Origin of the sequence: Pseudoalteromonas rubra (assembly GCF_001482385.1) — a bacterium.
Classification (GTDB): Bacteria; Pseudomonadota; Gammaproteobacteria; order Enterobacterales; family Alteromonadaceae; genus Pseudoalteromonas; species Pseudoalteromonas ardens.
Window position 1 is genome coordinate 1,757,809 of record NZ_CP013611.1, and the last position, 16,638, is coordinate 1,774,446.

The window sequence follows — 16,638 nt, forward strand, 5'->3', positions numbered from 1 at the left end:
ACCGTAGGCCTCAATTTGCGAATTTCGGCAAGTGCGCAAACATTATCAATCGCGCCTGATATACGCTGAGTTTCGTCGCCAACACCACTGTGTGCATCCTGAGATGCTAAACTGATTCACCTGTAACCGAAGCGAGAAAGCACCATGACAACACGTATCACCACACTCAACCACTATCAGCAGCGCCTGCTGCGAGTGATTGACTATATGTATGAGCATGTTGATCAGGACCTGGACGTGAATACACTGGCTGACGTGGCCTGTATGTCCTGTTACCACTTCCACCGCATATTTCGTGAGTTTATAGGTGAACCAGTGAACGCCACAGTAAGACGTATGCGCATGTTGAAGGCGGCATCCTACTTAGTTCGCAGCACACTCACACAGCAGCAAATCGCCAGGCGGGTTAACTATGGCAGTGTTGAAGCCTTTAACCGTGCATTCAGCCGCCATTATGGTATGACCCCCAACCAATTTCGCCAGCAACAGCAAAGCGATGCCCTGCAAAGCGCTGCGTTTTATCCGGCTCAACCACAGGAGTACAATACCATGTACCAGGTAAAACAAACGCAACAAAATGCACTGCCCCTGATTGGCCTGGCCCATCAGGGCGACTATATGCAAATCGGAAAAACCTTCGAAAAACTCGGGATGATGGCAGGCAGCGCAGGCCTCATTAACGAGCAGACCCGTTACTTTGGCATTTACTATGACGACCCACAAACAGTAGAACAGCATCACCTCAGAGCTATGGCATGTATCACCCTGCCTCCTGACACTGAATTCGATCAACACACCTTTGAGGCCATCACCATTCCTGCGGGTAACGTGGTTTCGGTGACTTTTAAGGGGGATTACAGTGAGCTGGAGCAACCCTACAACTGGCTGTTTGGCCAATGGCTACCACAAAGTGGGCTGGAATTGGTTGATCATCCACCATTTGAAGAGTACCTGAATGATACCCGCGATACTGCGCCTCAGGAATTACTCACCCAGATCAATTGCCTGGTACAGGCATAGACACTTGCTGCGCCAACGCGCCCAGCAGTATTTCAACCAATTCATCTGCCTGCTGCTGCGATGATGCTTCGGCATAACAGCGCAGCTCGGGCGCATTGCCCGATTGTCTCAGGTGTACGATACACCCATCTTCGAGCACAAAACGGACACCATCCAGTGTGCTGGATATCGTCGGCACGCAATCACACTTAAGCACTTGTGCAAGCTTCTGCGGCTGGGCCTGCAACGCAACTAACAACGCTTCTGAATTGGCCAGTGCAACCCTTTGTAAACGATTGCTGGCAGTGAAGCGCGCAGCGTATTGACGCACTAGCTGAGCCAATGTGAGGCCACGTTGCCTGGCCAGATCCAATATGGCCAGCAGCGGGAGTAACGCATCCCGGGTCGGCAAACGTTCAATGACTTTGCCGTTTACCATGACATCCGAACCCAGCAAAAACCCTCCATTGGCTTCAAACCCGGCAACTGTAGGGTATATATCAGCCAAATGAGTAAGTTGCTCAATCACATATGGAGAGCCTATTCGTGTGCGCCTAATCTGCTTAAACTCTCCACATAGCTCCAGTGAGGTGTTACAGTTCAGTGGGACACTCAGCGCCTCAATATTCAGTGCTTTGGCACATAACAGCCCCAGTATATCGCCTCTGAGCCAATGCCCTGTATGGTCGGCTATCATAGGTCTGTCCCCGTCGCCATCAGTACTGAATACCAGATCTAACCGATGCTCACAGGTCCATTGCCGGGCAAGGGATTTATCTCGTTCGCTGACAGCTTCAGTATCAATCGGGACAAACTCACTACTGCGTCCCAGGCAAATCACCTTGGCGCCCAGTGCCTCTAACACAGCAACGTATAAATCACGTCCGGCGCTGGTGTGCTGATAGACACCAATGGTCAGCCCGGCGCATAAGTCAGCCGGAAAAACATCCAGCATACGAGATAAATACGGTAAACTTATCTTATGATCAGGGTCTGGCAGAGGTTGCATGTTCATTGGGCTTGGGACTGCCTGACAAGCCACAATAGCGGCTTCATCGGCTTTGTCTATTTCACCATAGGGGTGATAAAACTTAAGTCCATTGCGATCAAAGGGAATATGACTGCCAGTCACCATGACCGCCGCCATCTTATTTCGTTGTGCATACAAGGCCAATGCAGGCGTCGGCAACACTCCGGCAAATTGCACTGTCATCCCTAAAGCATGTAACGCACTGATACAATTTTGCGCTATCTTAGGGCTGGAAGGACGGTTGTCCATACCCACCACCACCCCACTGAAGCCATAACGAGGTTGCAGCTGTGCAATCATAGCGACCATAAAAGCCTGACACACTAAGGCCGTAAATCCATCATTGAGTCCTCTGGCACCACTGGTGCCAAACTGCACACCACTTTGCGCAATGAGCTGTGCGCAATTAACTGAGGTCATGCGTCCCCCGGGTATAATCATCCTCAAACCGGATAATATCATCCTCTCCCAAATAACTGCCCGATTGCACCTCGATCAGTTGTAAATCAACTTTACCGGGATTGCTGAGCCGATGTACCACAGTTGCTGGAATAAACACCGACTGATCCTCGCATAACAAGCGACGCTCTTCACCGATCTCCACTTCAGCAGTGCCTGACACCACCACCCAATGTTCCGCCCGGTGATAATGCAATTGTCGTGACAGGCTATGTCCGGGCCTGACCGTGATCCGTTTCACCAAAAAGCGCTGATCTTGATCAACAATGTCGTACTTGCCCCAGGGCCGATAAACTTCTCTGTGGTCAGTTACTTGTGCTAATTCTCGATCTTTCAGCTCATCCACCAATGACTTAATCGTCTGACTCTGATTGCGGTGAGCCACCAACAACGCATCTTTGGTATCAACGACCACCAGATCCTGCACCCCAACGGTTGCCACCAGGCGCTCCTGTGCGAAGACCAGGTTATCCCGTGTGTTCAGCGCCATGACATTGCCAATATGGGCATTGTTCTGAGGGTCTTTGCTTAGGGTTTGCCAAAGCGCTTCAAAGCTCCCGATGTCGTTCCACTTCGCATTCAGGGGAACGACTGCAGCATGCTCTGTGTGCTCCATTACGGCATAGTCTATTGATTCGGAGGGGACCGTTAAAAATGCCTCACGATTGACACGGATGAAATCCAGATCCGCGTGCGGTTGTGCCATCGCCTGTTCGCAGGCCTGTAAGATATCAGGTCTGTGCTGGGCCAACTCATTTAAGTATTCACTTGCTTTGAATAAAAATATACCGCTGTTCCAAAGATAACCGCCTTGCTCAAGATAGCCTTGTGCTGTTTGCAGATCAGGCTTTTCAATAAACGCTGCGACCTCAGCCCCCATGTCATCTCCGGTATCATGGGTAAGGGGCGAACCACATTGAATGTATCCATACCCTGTATGCGGGCTGTCGGGCACAATACCAAAGGTCACCAACTTGCCACCCTGCGCCAAAGTCAGACCCCGTTCAATACTCTGACGGAATGCCGAAACATCACCAATGTAGTGATCAGACGCCAGTACAAGCAATATTGGATCGTCACCTGTTTTGCAGGCTTTGAGCGCCGCCAGAGCGATGGCCGGCGCCGTGTTGCGCCCTTCTGGTTCTAATATAATCCCACCCGCCTGATAACCAATGGCACGCATTTGCTCCGCACAAATAAAACGGTGTACTTCATTGCAAATCACCAGTGCTGGCTGATGACCGTCTGGCTCAAGCCTCAGTAAAGTGTCCTGCAACAGCGTGTGCTCAGAGCCCAGCTGCAAAAACTGTTTGGGGTAGCGTTCGCGCGACATGGGCCATAACCGGGTTCCGGAGCCACCACACAAAATAACCGGTAATATCATATTTACTCCCACGCCCTAACTGTATCACTGTTCAACTTTGCCCATTCACCATTTTACTCGCAGAGTATCTGCCGGGGCAATGCTTCGTGCTTCACTCACGGTTCACGCTGATGTACTACACTCTGTTATCGCGTTACTGACCCCCAGATTGATAATCCGATGTATGATATGATCTTACGACGCCTTTACTGGCAACCAAGGAACTGTCCAAAACCCAACTGCACCCCGTGCAGGTCCAAGGAGCTTTAACATGTCAGGTACGACCCCCTTTCACTCCATCGCTGTGTTTGTTTTCTTTTTTGTCTTCTTGTTGCAAACGGGCATTCAGGCTCAAGCCAAAGTCATGCAGCAACCTAAACTGGCCATTGTTGGCTCGGGACCCCTGGTCGCTAAAGGGTCAAGCCAATCTATTCCAATTACCTATCAGCACATCGATGCCGTGGATGTGGAATTGCTGCGCCTCAACAGTGCACACGACTTTCTTAGCCGTTACTACCTGACAGACAAGCTCTATCCCAGTTCGCTGGATAGACTGCAATACACCTACGACAGTGTCTTTGCCGACCGATTTACACTGCCCACCAGCACCAAAACAGGCACCCAGTCAGCCCGATTACCGATCCCCAAATCCCTACCCAGCGGCTGGTATATCATTGTATTAAAAGCCCTTGGCATGTTTGATGATTTACAGGCAAAGCACCTGTTACTCACCGATTTGGGCATACAGGCCAAAGTGTTTAAACGCCATGCCAGCTTTCAGGTAAATCGGCTGTCCAATGGGTTGCCGGTCGCAGGTGCCAAGGTTAAGGCCTACCGCAAGCATGAACTACTGCGCGAGGCCAAAACCGATACACAAGGCACCGTGCATTTTGACATCACACTGAACCGCGATGACATCATCGTTGCTGAGTACGGTGAGCAGGACGAACCTGATCTGGCACTGTTGCCCATCAAGGAAGTCCCGCTGGATTTATCAGATTACCAGATTGGTGGCCGACCCTATCAGGAGCAGGAAGCCTACATATACAGCAACCGAGATCTGGTTAAACCGGGTGAGACTCTACCCGTAAACATTCTTTTGCGAGACGCCGATGGCGTCGCGATTGTTGATCAACCCGTTACACTCAGCGTAACCAACCCCTTGCAAGAGGAAATGCTCCGCGAACAACTGAGCCCTCAACAGGGCAGCTTCTTTAGTAAACGCCTGCATACAGGGAAAAGCTGGCCAACCGGGCGCTACAAAGTGTCGGTAATGCTCGACCCCACTGCGCAGTCCGCAATCGGTCATTTTGAGTTTCAATTGGAAGAGTTTGTGCCTGAACGCATGGATTTGACCTTCAGCGGCCAACAACCATTCATCAGTGCAGGTTCCTCCATGGCGGTCTCAGTACAAGGGCGTTATTTGTTTGGCAGCCCCGCGGCAGGCAATACGTTGAAAGCCAGTCTGGTTCATTCTGCCGTGCGCCACTATCCGGGTCCCTATGCCGCTTTTTTTGTGGGCGAAGACTTTTACCTGAGCAACCGTTTTCAGACCCTGCCAGATCAGCGCTTATCTGAACAGGGAACACTGGCACTAACCCTGCCCACAGTGCCTTCCGGGGCACTCAAAAGCCCGGTAAAAACCCAGGTGAATCTAAGCCTACTTGAGTCCGGCGGCGCGGCGGTGCAACGCCAGCTAAGCTACACCAGTTGGAAATCACACTCACTGCCGGCGGTGAAACCCGCACAAGCAGAGTTTAAATACGCCACGGACGCCGAGTTTGAACTGGCACTGTTGAGTCCGGACGGTCAGCAGTTAACAAGTGGTGAGCTGGAGGTCGAACTCAGTTACGACCAGGGTCGTTACTTCTGGTTTTATGAAGAAGGCATCGGCTGGCGTCGCCAGTCTCAGCCACAGTGGCGCAGTGAAGCCAGGCAAACCGTCAACCTGAACCAGAACACTCACACCGTGCGCTTCCCGGTAGATTGGGGCAACTATCGGCTAACCGTCACTGACGTAAACAGTCAGATCAAAACCGTTTATGACTTTTACGCTGGCTGGTATCGGGGTTACCAGCAACTGAAGGCCAAACCACAACACCTTACTATACAACTGGATAAAACCCATTATCAGGCCGGTGAAGTCGTGACGGTCGAATTGGATGTCCCGACTGATGGACAGTTGCAATTGGCGCTGGAGACCGACAAAGTACTGTGGTCACAAAGCCACACCGTGCGCAAAGGAAAAACGACGCTGCGCGTCCCTTTAGATAAAACACTGGCACGCCACGACCTGTATCTCACCGCGACCTTGCTCAGTGGTCAATCCAGCGCGCTACAGCGCCATTTTGGCATTGTCCCCGTCAAGCTAGCGCGCGAAGACCGCGAGCTGGTACTTAGCCTGACTTTACCAGACAAAATAGAGCCACTCAAACCACTCACCGTCGAGATCCAGGCCAACAATGTGGCAGAATCTGAGGCCAACCAGGGCTGGGTAACTTTGTCCATTGTGGATAAAGGGATCCTGAACCTCAGCCGCTATTACCCGGTAGACCCGCATCATTACTTGTTCAATCACCGCCGTTACGGAGGTGATGTGGTTGATTTATACTCTCGACGTTATGATAACCGCCCCGACCCGTTTGCGCAGTCCCGCTTTGGCAGTGACAACAATGAACGCAGTGACAACCGCAATGATAACCTGGTCGAAAGCAAAACCGTGATCCTGATGACTCAGCCGGTGCAACTGATTGACAGCAAAGCAAGCATCACGCTGGACATGCCAGACTACAACGGCGAAGTTCAAATCGTTGCGACCGCTTTCAATCAATCTCAAGTTGGTCACTACGTCGACTCCCGAGCGGTCAGCGCCCCCGTTATTTCAGAGCTCAGCGTTCCGCGCTTTTTAGTCCCGGGTGATGAAACTTCCGTCACGCTGGACTTGCATAACGTCAGTGGCCGTGAGCAGGCCTTATCCGTCAGCCTCCAACCTTCTGGCCCTGTTGAGTTTACCGAAGACGCCTCTTTTACAATGACGCTGGACGACCAAGCGCATTGGAGCAAGACGCTGCGCCTGGTCGTTGCCAACACCCCCTTGTCACACACAGCAACAGTGCAAATTGAGCTGCAAAGTACAGACATCACACAAACACGCAGCTGGTCTGTGCCCATCAAAGCCATTGAGCCTGACATAGTACAGGCCACCAGCCTGATGCTCTCTCCCGGACAGAGCCATCAAATCAGTCCGGTACTTTGGCAGGGATTGCACGTCGATAAAGCAAATGCAGGTACTCTTTACGCCAGCCATACGCCCAGATTACCTATTCGGGAATATGCCGCCGCTTTGCGTGCCTATCCCTATGGCTGTGCAGAGCAAACCACCAGCAAAGCTTGGCCGTTTCTGCTCGAGCATCCGCAGCTTGATGGTGCTTTACAACAGGCACTGCAAAGCAAACTGGCTGAAGCTGAACAACTAAACGACCCTCGCACACTGGTCAGTCAGGCAGTGCAACGACTCAAGATCATGCAAAAGCCCAGTGGTGGTTTTGCTTTGTGGGATAGCCAGGGCGCAGAACATCCCTGGTTAAGCGCTTATGTCACAGAATTTTTAACCGAGGCGCAAAACCGTTTTCCGGGCACAGTCCCGCAAAGTATGCTCAACCGAGCACACTATCGCATGCTTAGATACACCCGGGATAGCCTGGTTGATGACCTCAGCCAGGATGCGTATGAAGCAACCGCGGCAAAGAGCTTCGCGGCTTATCTTGTCAGCCAGCGCGGTCAGGTGAGCTACAGCGATTTAGAGTCCTTGCGGATCACCGACTATCCCTCCAGGTTAAGCATACTGCACATGGCGTCGGCACTGGCCAATGTCGGTGCTACCCAACAGGCTGCGTTACTACTCAGACAAGCCAGCACACTGAATCGTACTGACACCTATTTTTCCGATTATGGTTCTGCGCTACGTGACGACGCCCAGTCGGCGCTGATACTGGCGAAACTGGCAAAGCATGCTGCACTGCGCACTCAGTCACGTGCGCTGCAGACAAACTTGCTGGAGCAGCTGCCAGATCAAGCCCTGAAAACCTGGCTCAGTACGCAAGAGCGTGCTGCTTTGCTGCGTACTGCCGTACACGTCAATAAAGCCGACCCAGACAACCCGGTGCGACTGGAAATCAATGACCAACAATTGCAACACCCTGCGGTGATCAGTCATACACTTGCGCAAACGATGACACTACGCAACCCACATGACGAACCTGTTTATGTCCAATTGATGGCTAAAGGCCGTCTCAAACTGGATCCCAGTATCGCTAATGAGATTAGTCCGTTTAACACTCTGGAAACCAAGCGTATGGTCAGACGCTTGTTTGACTTAAACGGTCAACCTTTGGATAAGGCCCGTTTTAAAGTCGGCGAGCGCGTGGTCGTGGTACTTGATGTACAAACTAAAGAGCCCGTACCGGATGCACTCTTAATTGAACGTATACCCGCTGGATTTGTGCTTGAGAACCCGGCATTAATGCAAGGGTTTCCAGTCTCACAATTACTGCCTGAACACGTCACATTGGCTCCCACAGAGCACACTGAGTACCGCAACGATCGTTATGTTGCAGCACTCAAGCTCACGACCCACAAATATCAGTTTGCTTATATACTCCGAGCAGAAGTGCCTGGAGTTTACCAGGTACCACCAAGTTATCTGGAATCTATGTACCGACCCCATAAACATGTCATTTACTGGCAATACCCGTATCAATTAGAGGTCGAGCGCTGATATGTCACAGGAGCACCAACGTGATATCCGCTAAGCCAATGCGATCTCCTGGCTACCCCGGTCGAATTATTCTGGCGATTGGGGGGCTGGGTCTGCTGTTACTGAGTTGGCTGGACTGGCAATACCCATTGCCCCAGCCCTATCCGGATGGTCCTGCCACTGTGGTTACGGCGCGTGATGGACAACAATTACGCGCTTTTAGCGACAAACGGGGCGTGCATCGCTATCGGATTTCCCTGGAACAGGTTGACCCATTTTATGTGACTGCCCTGCTGGATTATGAAGATCGCTGGTTTTACTATCATCCCGGCGTCAACCCACTGGCACTGTGCAGAGCACTGTGGCAATGGCTGGTCCATGGCCGGATTATTTCTGGCGGTTCAACCCTGACCATGCAGGTAGCCCGGCTACTTGACCCACATGAACGCTCAGTCCCCGGAAAACTAAAGCAAATGGCCAGAGCCATACAACTGGAATGGCACTATAGCAAAGCAGAGATCCTCACTTTATATCTCAATCTGGCACCATTTGGCGGAAATATTGAGGGCGTTGAAGCCGCATCGCAACGTTACTTTAACAAGCCCGCCAGACACTTATCGATTAACCAATCTGCCTTATTAGTCGTATTACCCCAAAAGCCGTCCTACAACCGCCCGGATCGTTACCCCGAACGCGCCAGGGCCATGCGTAACAAAGTACTCCGGCGACTGGCTGACAGCCAACTGGTGAATCCTGAGCAGCTAGGGCTGCTGAGCCGCGAGCCTGTGAGCTTATCCTCCGATGCTCAACCGCCTCTGGCCCCGTTGTTAAGCCGTCGGCTAAAACGCCAATATCCGGGACAGCATGTGATCCGTACTACCCTGGATCATACGCTACAGCAGCGCCTCAGCAAGTTACTGACGCATACAAAACACAGGTTGACCGGCAAAAGTTCAGCGGCTGTTCTGATAGTGCATAATCAGCGTGCTGAAGTATTGGCGTACCAAGGCTCTGTTGATTTTCGCGACGATAGCCGGTTCGCTCATGTCGATATGATCCGCGCTGTACGCTCCCCAGGTTCAACATTAAAACCTTTTATTTATGGGCTGGGACTGGATCTGGGCCTGATCCACAGTCAAAGCCTGATGAGCGATATCCCCAGCAACTTTGACGGATATAAGCCGCAAAATCTGACCGGACAGTTTAGTGGGGCGGTGAGCGCCAGCAAAGCTTTGCAACACTCTCTCAATGTGCCGGCTATTCAGTTACTTCATCGGATCGGTGCTGAGCGTTTTGAACAACAGTTGAGCAATGCCCAGATTAAGCTACATCATCAACATGCAAACCTCGCAGTCGGACTAGGTGGCACCGGGATTGAACTAATCGAACTGGCAAGATTATACAGATCACTGGCCAGTCAGGGCAAAGTCAGAGACTTATCTCTTATTGCACACCACCCGCGCTTTCCGCGCTCAGACTATGTTTTGCTTTCTCCTGGTGCCAGCTGGATCACATTTGAAATGCTTAGCCAATTGTCGGCACCGGATCGAGTCGTCCCCAGCAATCGTCGCAAAATCGCCTGGAAAACCGGCACCAGCTATGGTTACCGGGATTTCTGGGCAGTTGGCGTCAGCGCAGACTACACGGTGGCAGTCTGGGTAGGACGCCCGGATGCCAGCCCAATAGTCGGATACCTCGGAGCAACACGCGCTGCGCCTTTGATGTTTGATGTCTTTGACTTGCTTCCCGCTGATGTACAAAGTCTCGCTTTACCTGCTCAGGTCAAGCCAGTACAGATCTGCTGGCCAGGTGGTCTGGCACACCAAAATACCCCAAACAGTGCTTGCCAGACACAGTTATCAGCCTACACCCTCAATGGCATGACACCGCCCACAATGCACAGCCAGGGGCATTTTATGACTAAACCCGGCTGGCCTGATGACCTTGCCAGCTGGCTTGAACGACACAATGCCCCTACTCAAAACACGGGCAATCAGCGGCTCCGTATCATCCAACCACGCAGTGGTCAGCATTATTATCGCCAGCAAGTGTCAAAAATAGAGTTAACTGTATCGGGGGGAGGTGATCCGCAAGATAAAGCAGTTCGCTGGTATATCAATCATGAACCACATGCCTCAACCACGCTGCCTTTGTCTGATTATCAGGGCAATGTGGTGATCACGGCTTGCTTTGCCGAACACTGTGACCAGCAAAACATCGTCATACATCCCTAATGTCAGTATTGTATTATTGCATTGCGGTTTTTAGATAGCCCACCACAGTGTGTAAATCAACCAGGCGTTGTTGCGCTTCTTCTTTGCTTATTCCCTGGATAGCCTCATAATCATCAAGGAAAATGGCACTGTCATAATCACCCGTTGTGGCGTTTTTAACGTACACCAGTACGTAGCAATAACGCAAAATAGAATCCAGATAGCGGAAGAATTCGATGTCGTCGGCACTGAGGTCCGGTTTTACTCCACTGCCAAGCCTGCTTATAAACACCTGCTTAACATAAACACTTTGACTTCCCTTTGTGTACTTAACAACACCGTAACAGCCACTGTTATTTATTGATTCAGAGAAGATATCTGCGACTGGAAGTAAGTCTGGCTGATGCATAATCCCGTTCCTGATAACATTAGTTTCATATAATGTTAGAACAAAATTACAAAATGACTATAAAATGACATTAATAAAACCCCAAAAGAGTGCGTAAGCCCCCTTTTGGGGAAAGTTTAACCTGATAGTGAGGCTGCTACATTAATGTGTTACCTGCATCTGTTAGACACTGCGTGTTGCCAGTGCCGGAGACACTCTGGCCGCCATCCACGCAGGCTGACACACAGCCAGTTGACCAACAATAAGAATAACCCCTGCGACCTGAATTAAATAAATAACGGGTACAGGTGTCATATCAAAGTGATTGACCAGCTGAACATTCGCAAGCAGCGCACAGATCACACCAAACACAATGCCAATGAAGGTCACAATCGCATTTTCTGTCATACAATAACGTAAAATGTCTCCCCGACTGGCGCCCAGTGCCCTGCGCGTACCTATTTGCTTGCGACGCTTTACAATGGTAAAACGCGCCTGGCCAAAAATTCCCAGTAATGTCAGAAGCACCAGCCCCACAATGACCCAGTACAGAGTCTTGATAGCCGCAGTTTCGGATTTGAACTTGTCTTCACGCATCTGCTGATAATCCATCACTTTATCCAAATGGCGACCCGGTGTCTTCATAAGCTGCTCTACGACTTGTAGCTTTGCCTGCTCAAGATCCCCCGGCCGGGTGCGTACCAGGACCTTATAGTCACTGCTGATATGTCGTAACGGAACCAATACCGTATTGGCATGGGAATACCAGCCTGGCCAGACGGATTTCAACTCTTTGACCACGCCCTTCACAATGTAAGGCTCATAATTCAAATAGACAGTAGTGCCCAATATCGCACGCCAGTCATCCGGGTAAAAGCGCTCTGCAAACCCCTTAGACACAATCGCTTGTGTGACATTTGCACTATAATCTATCGAGTCTAGTACCTCCCCCTCTGTAGGCGCCTCACCTGCAATTAACTCCAGTCCCATCGTGTCGATGGCATGCTCATCTCCGGTGTAGTAACCCGTATAGATATTCATGTCTTCATCAGTTGGGCCCAACCCAGTCAGTGCATAACTTCCCCAGTCGCTCAACGGGAATGCATTCATAACAGTCACATTTTCAACACTGGGTAAGCTACGAATATCCCGTAAATCCTGTTTAACCAGCGCGATCATTTCTTCTGGTTCACTACTTTGTACGTTGGTCTGAAATGTGAAAATCACATCTTCATCCAGTCCACTGGGTTCAATCAGCAGTGCCTCTTTTTGGATGATCAGATATACTGCATTCACCAAAATCGTAAAAGTCACAGCAATTTGCAGTATCAATAATAGCGGCGCTGATTTGGCACGCCACAGAGTGTTTAGTATCGGTTTTAAATCATTCATTGCCTGGCTCCTATAAGCTCTTCAGCTGAGCTGAAGGCTGCGTTTGCGCCGCCCGATAGATTGGCCACAAGCCAAACAAAGTGCTACTGAGCACCGCCAGAACGACGGTCATCACCACCAGAGGTAAACTCATTTGCATTAGACCCGCGGGTAAGTGTGCAAATATATCAGCAGTTATGCGCAGCCCCAGTTGTGCCAGGGCCAGCCCCAGGAATCCCCCTAAGATGCCAATCAATACCGTTTCACAACCGAACTGCATTGCAATGTGTTGCTTACTGGCACCCACAGCTCTGCGTAACCCCACCTCAGCGCCTTTGCCGTAAAATTTTATCAGCATCAGGCCCATGCAATTGAGCAGACAAGCCACAAGAAATGCAGCGGCCAGCCAGACAGCAATAAAGTCGTCCTCTTCCACCACACGGTCTTCAATGAGCGACTCAGTAATATTGAAAATCTTACTCAAGTTCTCCCGCGCAAATCGCCCACCACTTTTTTGCTCTTCCACGTAGGCATTAATATAATCCATGTAATCGCCGCGTTGCATAGCTGCTTCCAGTTCAACCCAATAGCGGATCCATACGCACTCAGATGCCAGAAAGGTTTCCAGTGTGCCATCACCCAATGGCGCCCAGCATTGCCAGCCCATTTCGCCTTTCGACAAAAGATTGTTGTTGACCTGGAATTGAAAGGGGGTGAACAAAGGGAAAGGCAAATTATGCGCATGATGTGGTCCGTGAAATACCTGAGGAAGGGGTGACCAGCTGTCAATCACACCGACTATTCTTGCCAGGTGTTTTCCGATATACACATGCTGTCCGACTGAGTTAGCACCCGAGAATAGCCGGTCGTTTGTTTGCCTGTCCAGGACCACCAATGCAGCCCCTTCCCGGTCCGCTTGATCTGACCAGGGAGCACCATACAAAAATGGCACATTAAACATGGCGAAAAAATCATTGTTGACGGAATTGAAGCGCAACATTTTGGCTTCTTTGTCGGTCTGACTTTCACTGCGCACCATACTTTTGTACATCACCGCCGCACTTTGCCGCAGGCCCTTGCTGTCCTCTAGCAAATTCATGGTATCCATATAGGTCAGCATAGGTGGGATAACTTCCTCCCCTTTAGCCAGCTGATACGCTTTATCCGGGCTCCAGCTACTGAGGCGCACGGAGAAAACCCGATCACTTTTTTCGGGTAAGGGATCTTGAGCCATCATAATACTGACGGTCGAGGTGATCATGGTGGCCGCAATGCCCATCGCGATCGTGCCAATCATCAGAATACTTAACAACGGCGTTTTTTTGAGACTGAGCCAGGCCAGTTTGAAGTAGTAGCCAATTAGCATACCCACCTCCCCGAAACAGATTGGTTAGGGCAATAAATAGGTACAAACAAGGTTGACCGATTTGAATTGAATCGCATACTTATTCCTTTATTATTTTAATTATATTTCCTTTAAATTCAGGTCACATCATGTGACCTGCACTTTAAACACTGCGTGTCGCCAACGCTGGCGAAACACGCGCAGCTTGCCATGCAGGCTGAAACACAGCACATTGACCAGCAAACAGAATGATCACTGCACCTGCCGTCAAATAGTTGGCCGGTACCGGCGCGAGACCAAAATAGCTCACTAGCTGCGTATTGACCAAAACAGCACAGAGTATGCCAATGACCACACCAACCAGCGTCACAATGAAATTCTCTAACATATAATAACGCAACACCTGAAACTGATTAGCCCCCAGCGCACGACGGGTGCCAATTTGCTTACGGCGCTTCAGAATGGCAAACCTAGCCTGCCCAAAAATGGCCAGCATAGTCAGGATCAATAACCCCACCAGGACCAGTTGCAACGTTTGCAACTCAGCAACGTCTGTTCGGTAGCTTTCCTCTCGGATCTGACTAAACGGTTTGAGCTTATCGATTTGCCTGCCAGGCGTCATCAGCAGCAGACCTTTGACATCCAGCATGGCCTGATCCAGCGCAGCCGGCTTTGCTTTTACCATAATGCCCACTTTGTCCCGAACTTCAAATGTGGGGGACACTACAGCATGCTCAAAGAGCCGCCAAAAGCTCCAGACCGCCTTGAGATCGTCCACAACACCAATCACCTGCTGTGGTTCATTGTGCACATACAGAGTCTTGCCGAGCACATCACGCCAGTTATCAGGATGCAATGTTTGCGCGAGCGCTCTGGAAATCACCACTTTCCCGCCAGACCGTGCCCCAAAAAAAGAGTGCGAGACATCACTCCTTTCAAACCATTGTCCTGCGACTAGTTGCAAATCCAGAGTATCGAGGCTGTCATAATTACTGCCGTAATAACCGCTCGAGGTGAGCTTGTCTTCATCAGCCGGGCCATAACCAATATCAACAGAGCGACCATACCCACTCAGGGGCACAGAGGTCACAGGGATGGCATTATCGACACTGTCCAGGCCTTTAATATCGCGTATTGCTTGCTCAAACTCAGCAACTCGGGCTTCCCCGGTTTCCTGTAAGTTGATAAACAGGGAAAACACCTGCTTTTCGTTGACACCACTGGGCGCTGTCACTTTTTCGTGCTTTTGCATCACCATATAAACGGCATTGACAAAAATGGTAAATGTCACGGCTATCTGTAACACCAACAGCAAAGGAGACGTTTTACTGTGCCAAAGAGATTTAAGAATGACGGTAAAATCCTTCATGACTTCCTCCTACAAACTCTTAAGCTGACTGGATGGCTGGATCTGCGCTGCACGATAAATTGGCCACAAACCAAATAACACACTGGTCACCACAGACAGAATCAAAGTCATCAGCATGATCTTCAGATCCATTTGCATAATGGTGACATTGAGATAGGTGAATATTTGCTGGATTAGCTGCAAACCCAGCTGCGCAAATATCAGGCCCAATACGCCCCCTAAAATACCAATCAGAAATGCCTCACACAGGAACTGCCAGCAGATGTCGTTACGACTGGCTCCCACGGCTCGTCGTAGCCCTATTTCACTGCCTTTACCATAAAACTTGTTCATCATCAGGCTCATACAATTGAGCAAACAGGCCAGTAAAAAGGCAAACGCCAGCCACACTGCCATGTCATTTTCGTTACTCAGCACCTCAGCCCAGCGCAGGTATTCATCAATGGTGAATAAGCGACTGAGATTCTCTCTGGCAAACCGACCTGCCGATTTTTGCTCATCAACATAGGCATTGATAAAATCCATATAATCAGCTCTGTCTTCGGCTGACTCCAGTTCAGCCCAATAAAACAGCCAAATACAATCAGACGCAATGAAAACGCTAAAATCGACATCTTCAACGTCTTGCCAACAGGACCAGGTTACGTCGTTATGAGAAAAAATTTGTTGATTAATCTGATATTCCAGCGGTACAAACAGCGCCTCAGGGTCCTGATATGCCTGTGAAGATAAATAATAGAATCTCGGGATCGGAAACCAGTCGTCCATCACACCAACAATTTGCATCAACGACTCACCCAAAACAATATGGCGGCCCACCGAGTTGGCGCCTCCAAACAACTCATCGTTCAGGGCTTTGGTGATCACAACCACCGGATTACCTGAACTGTCATCCTGTTCAGACCAGGCATTACCATATAAAAATGGCACCTGGAACATAGAAAAGAAATCGTTGTGGGTGGTGCGTATCATACGCATTTGTGCATCTCGGCGATTTTGCTCCTCAGCCCGGCTCATTATTTTAAACAGCCCGATGGCCGTTTCCTGTTTCGCCTTCGCGGCCGCTTTGAGGCCTCGGACATCCCGGTAAGAGACCATTGCGGGTATCTCTTCCTGGCCATCGACCATCAGATATGGCTGATCAGGCCCCCAGGAGCTTAGTTGCACAGTAAACAATCTGTCACTTTTTGCTGGCAGGGGATCTTTGGTCATCATATAACTCACGGTATATGTCACCATCGCCGCAGCAATCCCCAAAGCGATAGTGCTCACCATAAGCACACTCAGCAATGGTGTTTTGCGTAAGCTGAGCCACGCCAGCTTAAAATAATAACTCAACATATGT

The 16,638-nt window shown here is 50.3% G+C and carries 10 protein-coding genes; 3 read left to right on the forward strand and 7 right to left on the reverse strand.

Annotated features, from left to right (window positions below; all coding sequences use genetic code 11):
• Positions 1 to 144: 144 nt before the first annotated feature.
• Positions 145 to 1,020, forward strand: a complete 876-nt coding sequence (locus AT705_RS07795) for an AraC family transcriptional regulator (RefSeq protein ID WP_058796151.1) — start codon at positions 145 to 147, stop codon at positions 1,018 to 1,020.
• Here AT705_RS07795 and AT705_RS07800 read toward each other — a convergent pair.
• Positions 998 to 2,449: a phosphomannomutase gene (locus AT705_RS07800; RefSeq protein ID WP_058796152.1), complete on the reverse strand. Its 1,452-nt coding sequence runs from the start codon at positions 2,447 to 2,449 to the stop codon at positions 998 to 1,000. The genes AT705_RS07795 and AT705_RS07800 overlap by 23 nt on opposite strands.
• The gene (locus tag AT705_RS07805) at positions 2,436 to 3,872 is read right to left on the reverse strand and encodes a mannose-1-phosphate guanylyltransferase/mannose-6-phosphate isomerase (RefSeq protein WP_058796153.1); all 1,437 of its coding nucleotides are present in this window, start codon (positions 3,870 to 3,872) and stop codon (positions 2,436 to 2,438) included. Before AT705_RS07805 ends, AT705_RS07800 begins: the two co-directional genes overlap by 14 nt.
• A gap of 250 nt (positions 3,873 to 4,122) precedes the next feature.
• On the opposite strand from AT705_RS07805, the gene AT705_RS07810 reads away from it, so the two are divergent.
• Entirely contained in the window at positions 4,123 to 8,628 is a 4,506-nt protein-coding gene (locus tag AT705_RS07810; RefSeq protein ID WP_058796154.1) for an alpha-2-macroglobulin family protein, read from the forward strand.
• 20 nt (positions 8,629 to 8,648) lie between these two features.
• Positions 8,649 to 10,841, forward strand: coding sequence for a penicillin-binding protein 1C (pbpC, locus tag AT705_RS07815; RefSeq protein ID WP_237113797.1), 2,193 nt, complete (start codon positions 8,649 to 8,651; stop codon positions 10,839 to 10,841).
• 13 nt (positions 10,842 to 10,854) lie between these two features.
• Here the strand turns inward: pbpC and AT705_RS07820 are convergent, their stop codons facing one another.
• The 5 genes from AT705_RS07820 to AT705_RS07840 form a co-directional block, all read right to left on the reverse strand.
• Positions 10,855 to 11,229 (reverse strand): hypothetical protein, encoded by a 375-nt coding sequence (locus AT705_RS07820; RefSeq protein ID WP_058796155.1) that lies wholly within the window; start codon positions 11,227 to 11,229, stop codon positions 10,855 to 10,857.
• A gap of 162 nt (positions 11,230 to 11,391) precedes the next feature.
• The gene (locus AT705_RS07825; protein WP_058796156.1) at positions 11,392 to 12,600 is read right to left on the reverse strand and encodes an ABC transporter permease; all 1,209 of its coding nucleotides are present in this window, start codon (positions 12,598 to 12,600) and stop codon (positions 11,392 to 11,394) included.
• Between the two features lie 10 nt (positions 12,601 to 12,610).
• Positions 12,611 to 13,945 (reverse strand): ABC transporter permease, encoded by a 1,335-nt coding sequence (locus AT705_RS07830; protein ID WP_058796157.1) that lies wholly within the window; start codon positions 13,943 to 13,945, stop codon positions 12,611 to 12,613.
• 142 nt (positions 13,946 to 14,087) lie between these two features.
• Positions 14,088 to 15,293 carry an ABC transporter permease gene (locus tag AT705_RS07835; protein WP_058796158.1) on the reverse strand — a complete coding sequence of 402 codons (1,206 nt, stop codon included), beginning with the start codon at positions 15,291 to 15,293 and terminating at the stop codon, positions 14,088 to 14,090.
• A 9-nt stretch (positions 15,294 to 15,302) separates the two neighbouring features.
• Positions 15,303 to 16,634, reverse strand: a complete 1,332-nt coding sequence (locus AT705_RS07840) for an ABC transporter permease (protein WP_058796159.1) — start codon at positions 16,632 to 16,634, stop codon at positions 15,303 to 15,305.
• Between the last annotated feature and the right edge of the window lie 4 nt (positions 16,635 to 16,638).

Coding starts and splice junctions, on each gene's coding strand:
- AT705_RS07795 (WP_058796151.1), top strand. CDS start 145: ATGACAACACGTATCACCACACTCAACCACTATCAGCAGCGCCTGCTG.
- AT705_RS07800 (WP_058796152.1), bottom strand. CDS start 2,449: ATGACCTCAGTTAATTGCGCACAGCTCATTGCGCAAAGTGGTGTGCAG.
- AT705_RS07805 (WP_058796153.1), bottom strand. CDS start 3,872: ATGATATTACCGGTTATTTTGTGTGGTGGCTCCGGAACCCGGTTATGG.
- AT705_RS07810 (WP_058796154.1), top strand. CDS start 4,123: ATGTCAGGTACGACCCCCTTTCACTCCATCGCTGTGTTTGTTTTCTTT.
- AT705_RS07820 (WP_058796155.1), bottom strand. CDS start 11,229: ATGCATCAGCCAGACTTACTTCCAGTCGCAGATATCTTCTCTGAATCA.
- AT705_RS07825 (WP_058796156.1), bottom strand. CDS start 12,600: ATGAATGATTTAAAACCGATACTAAACACTCTGTGGCGTGCCAAATCA.
- AT705_RS07830 (WP_058796157.1), bottom strand. CDS start 13,945: ATGCTAATTGGCTACTACTTCAAACTGGCCTGGCTCAGTCTCAAAAAA.
- AT705_RS07835 (WP_058796158.1), bottom strand. CDS start 15,293: ATGAAGGATTTTACCGTCATTCTTAAATCTCTTTGGCACAGTAAAACG.
- AT705_RS07840 (WP_058796159.1), bottom strand. CDS start 16,634: ATGTTGAGTTATTATTTTAAGCTGGCGTGGCTCAGCTTACGCAAAACA.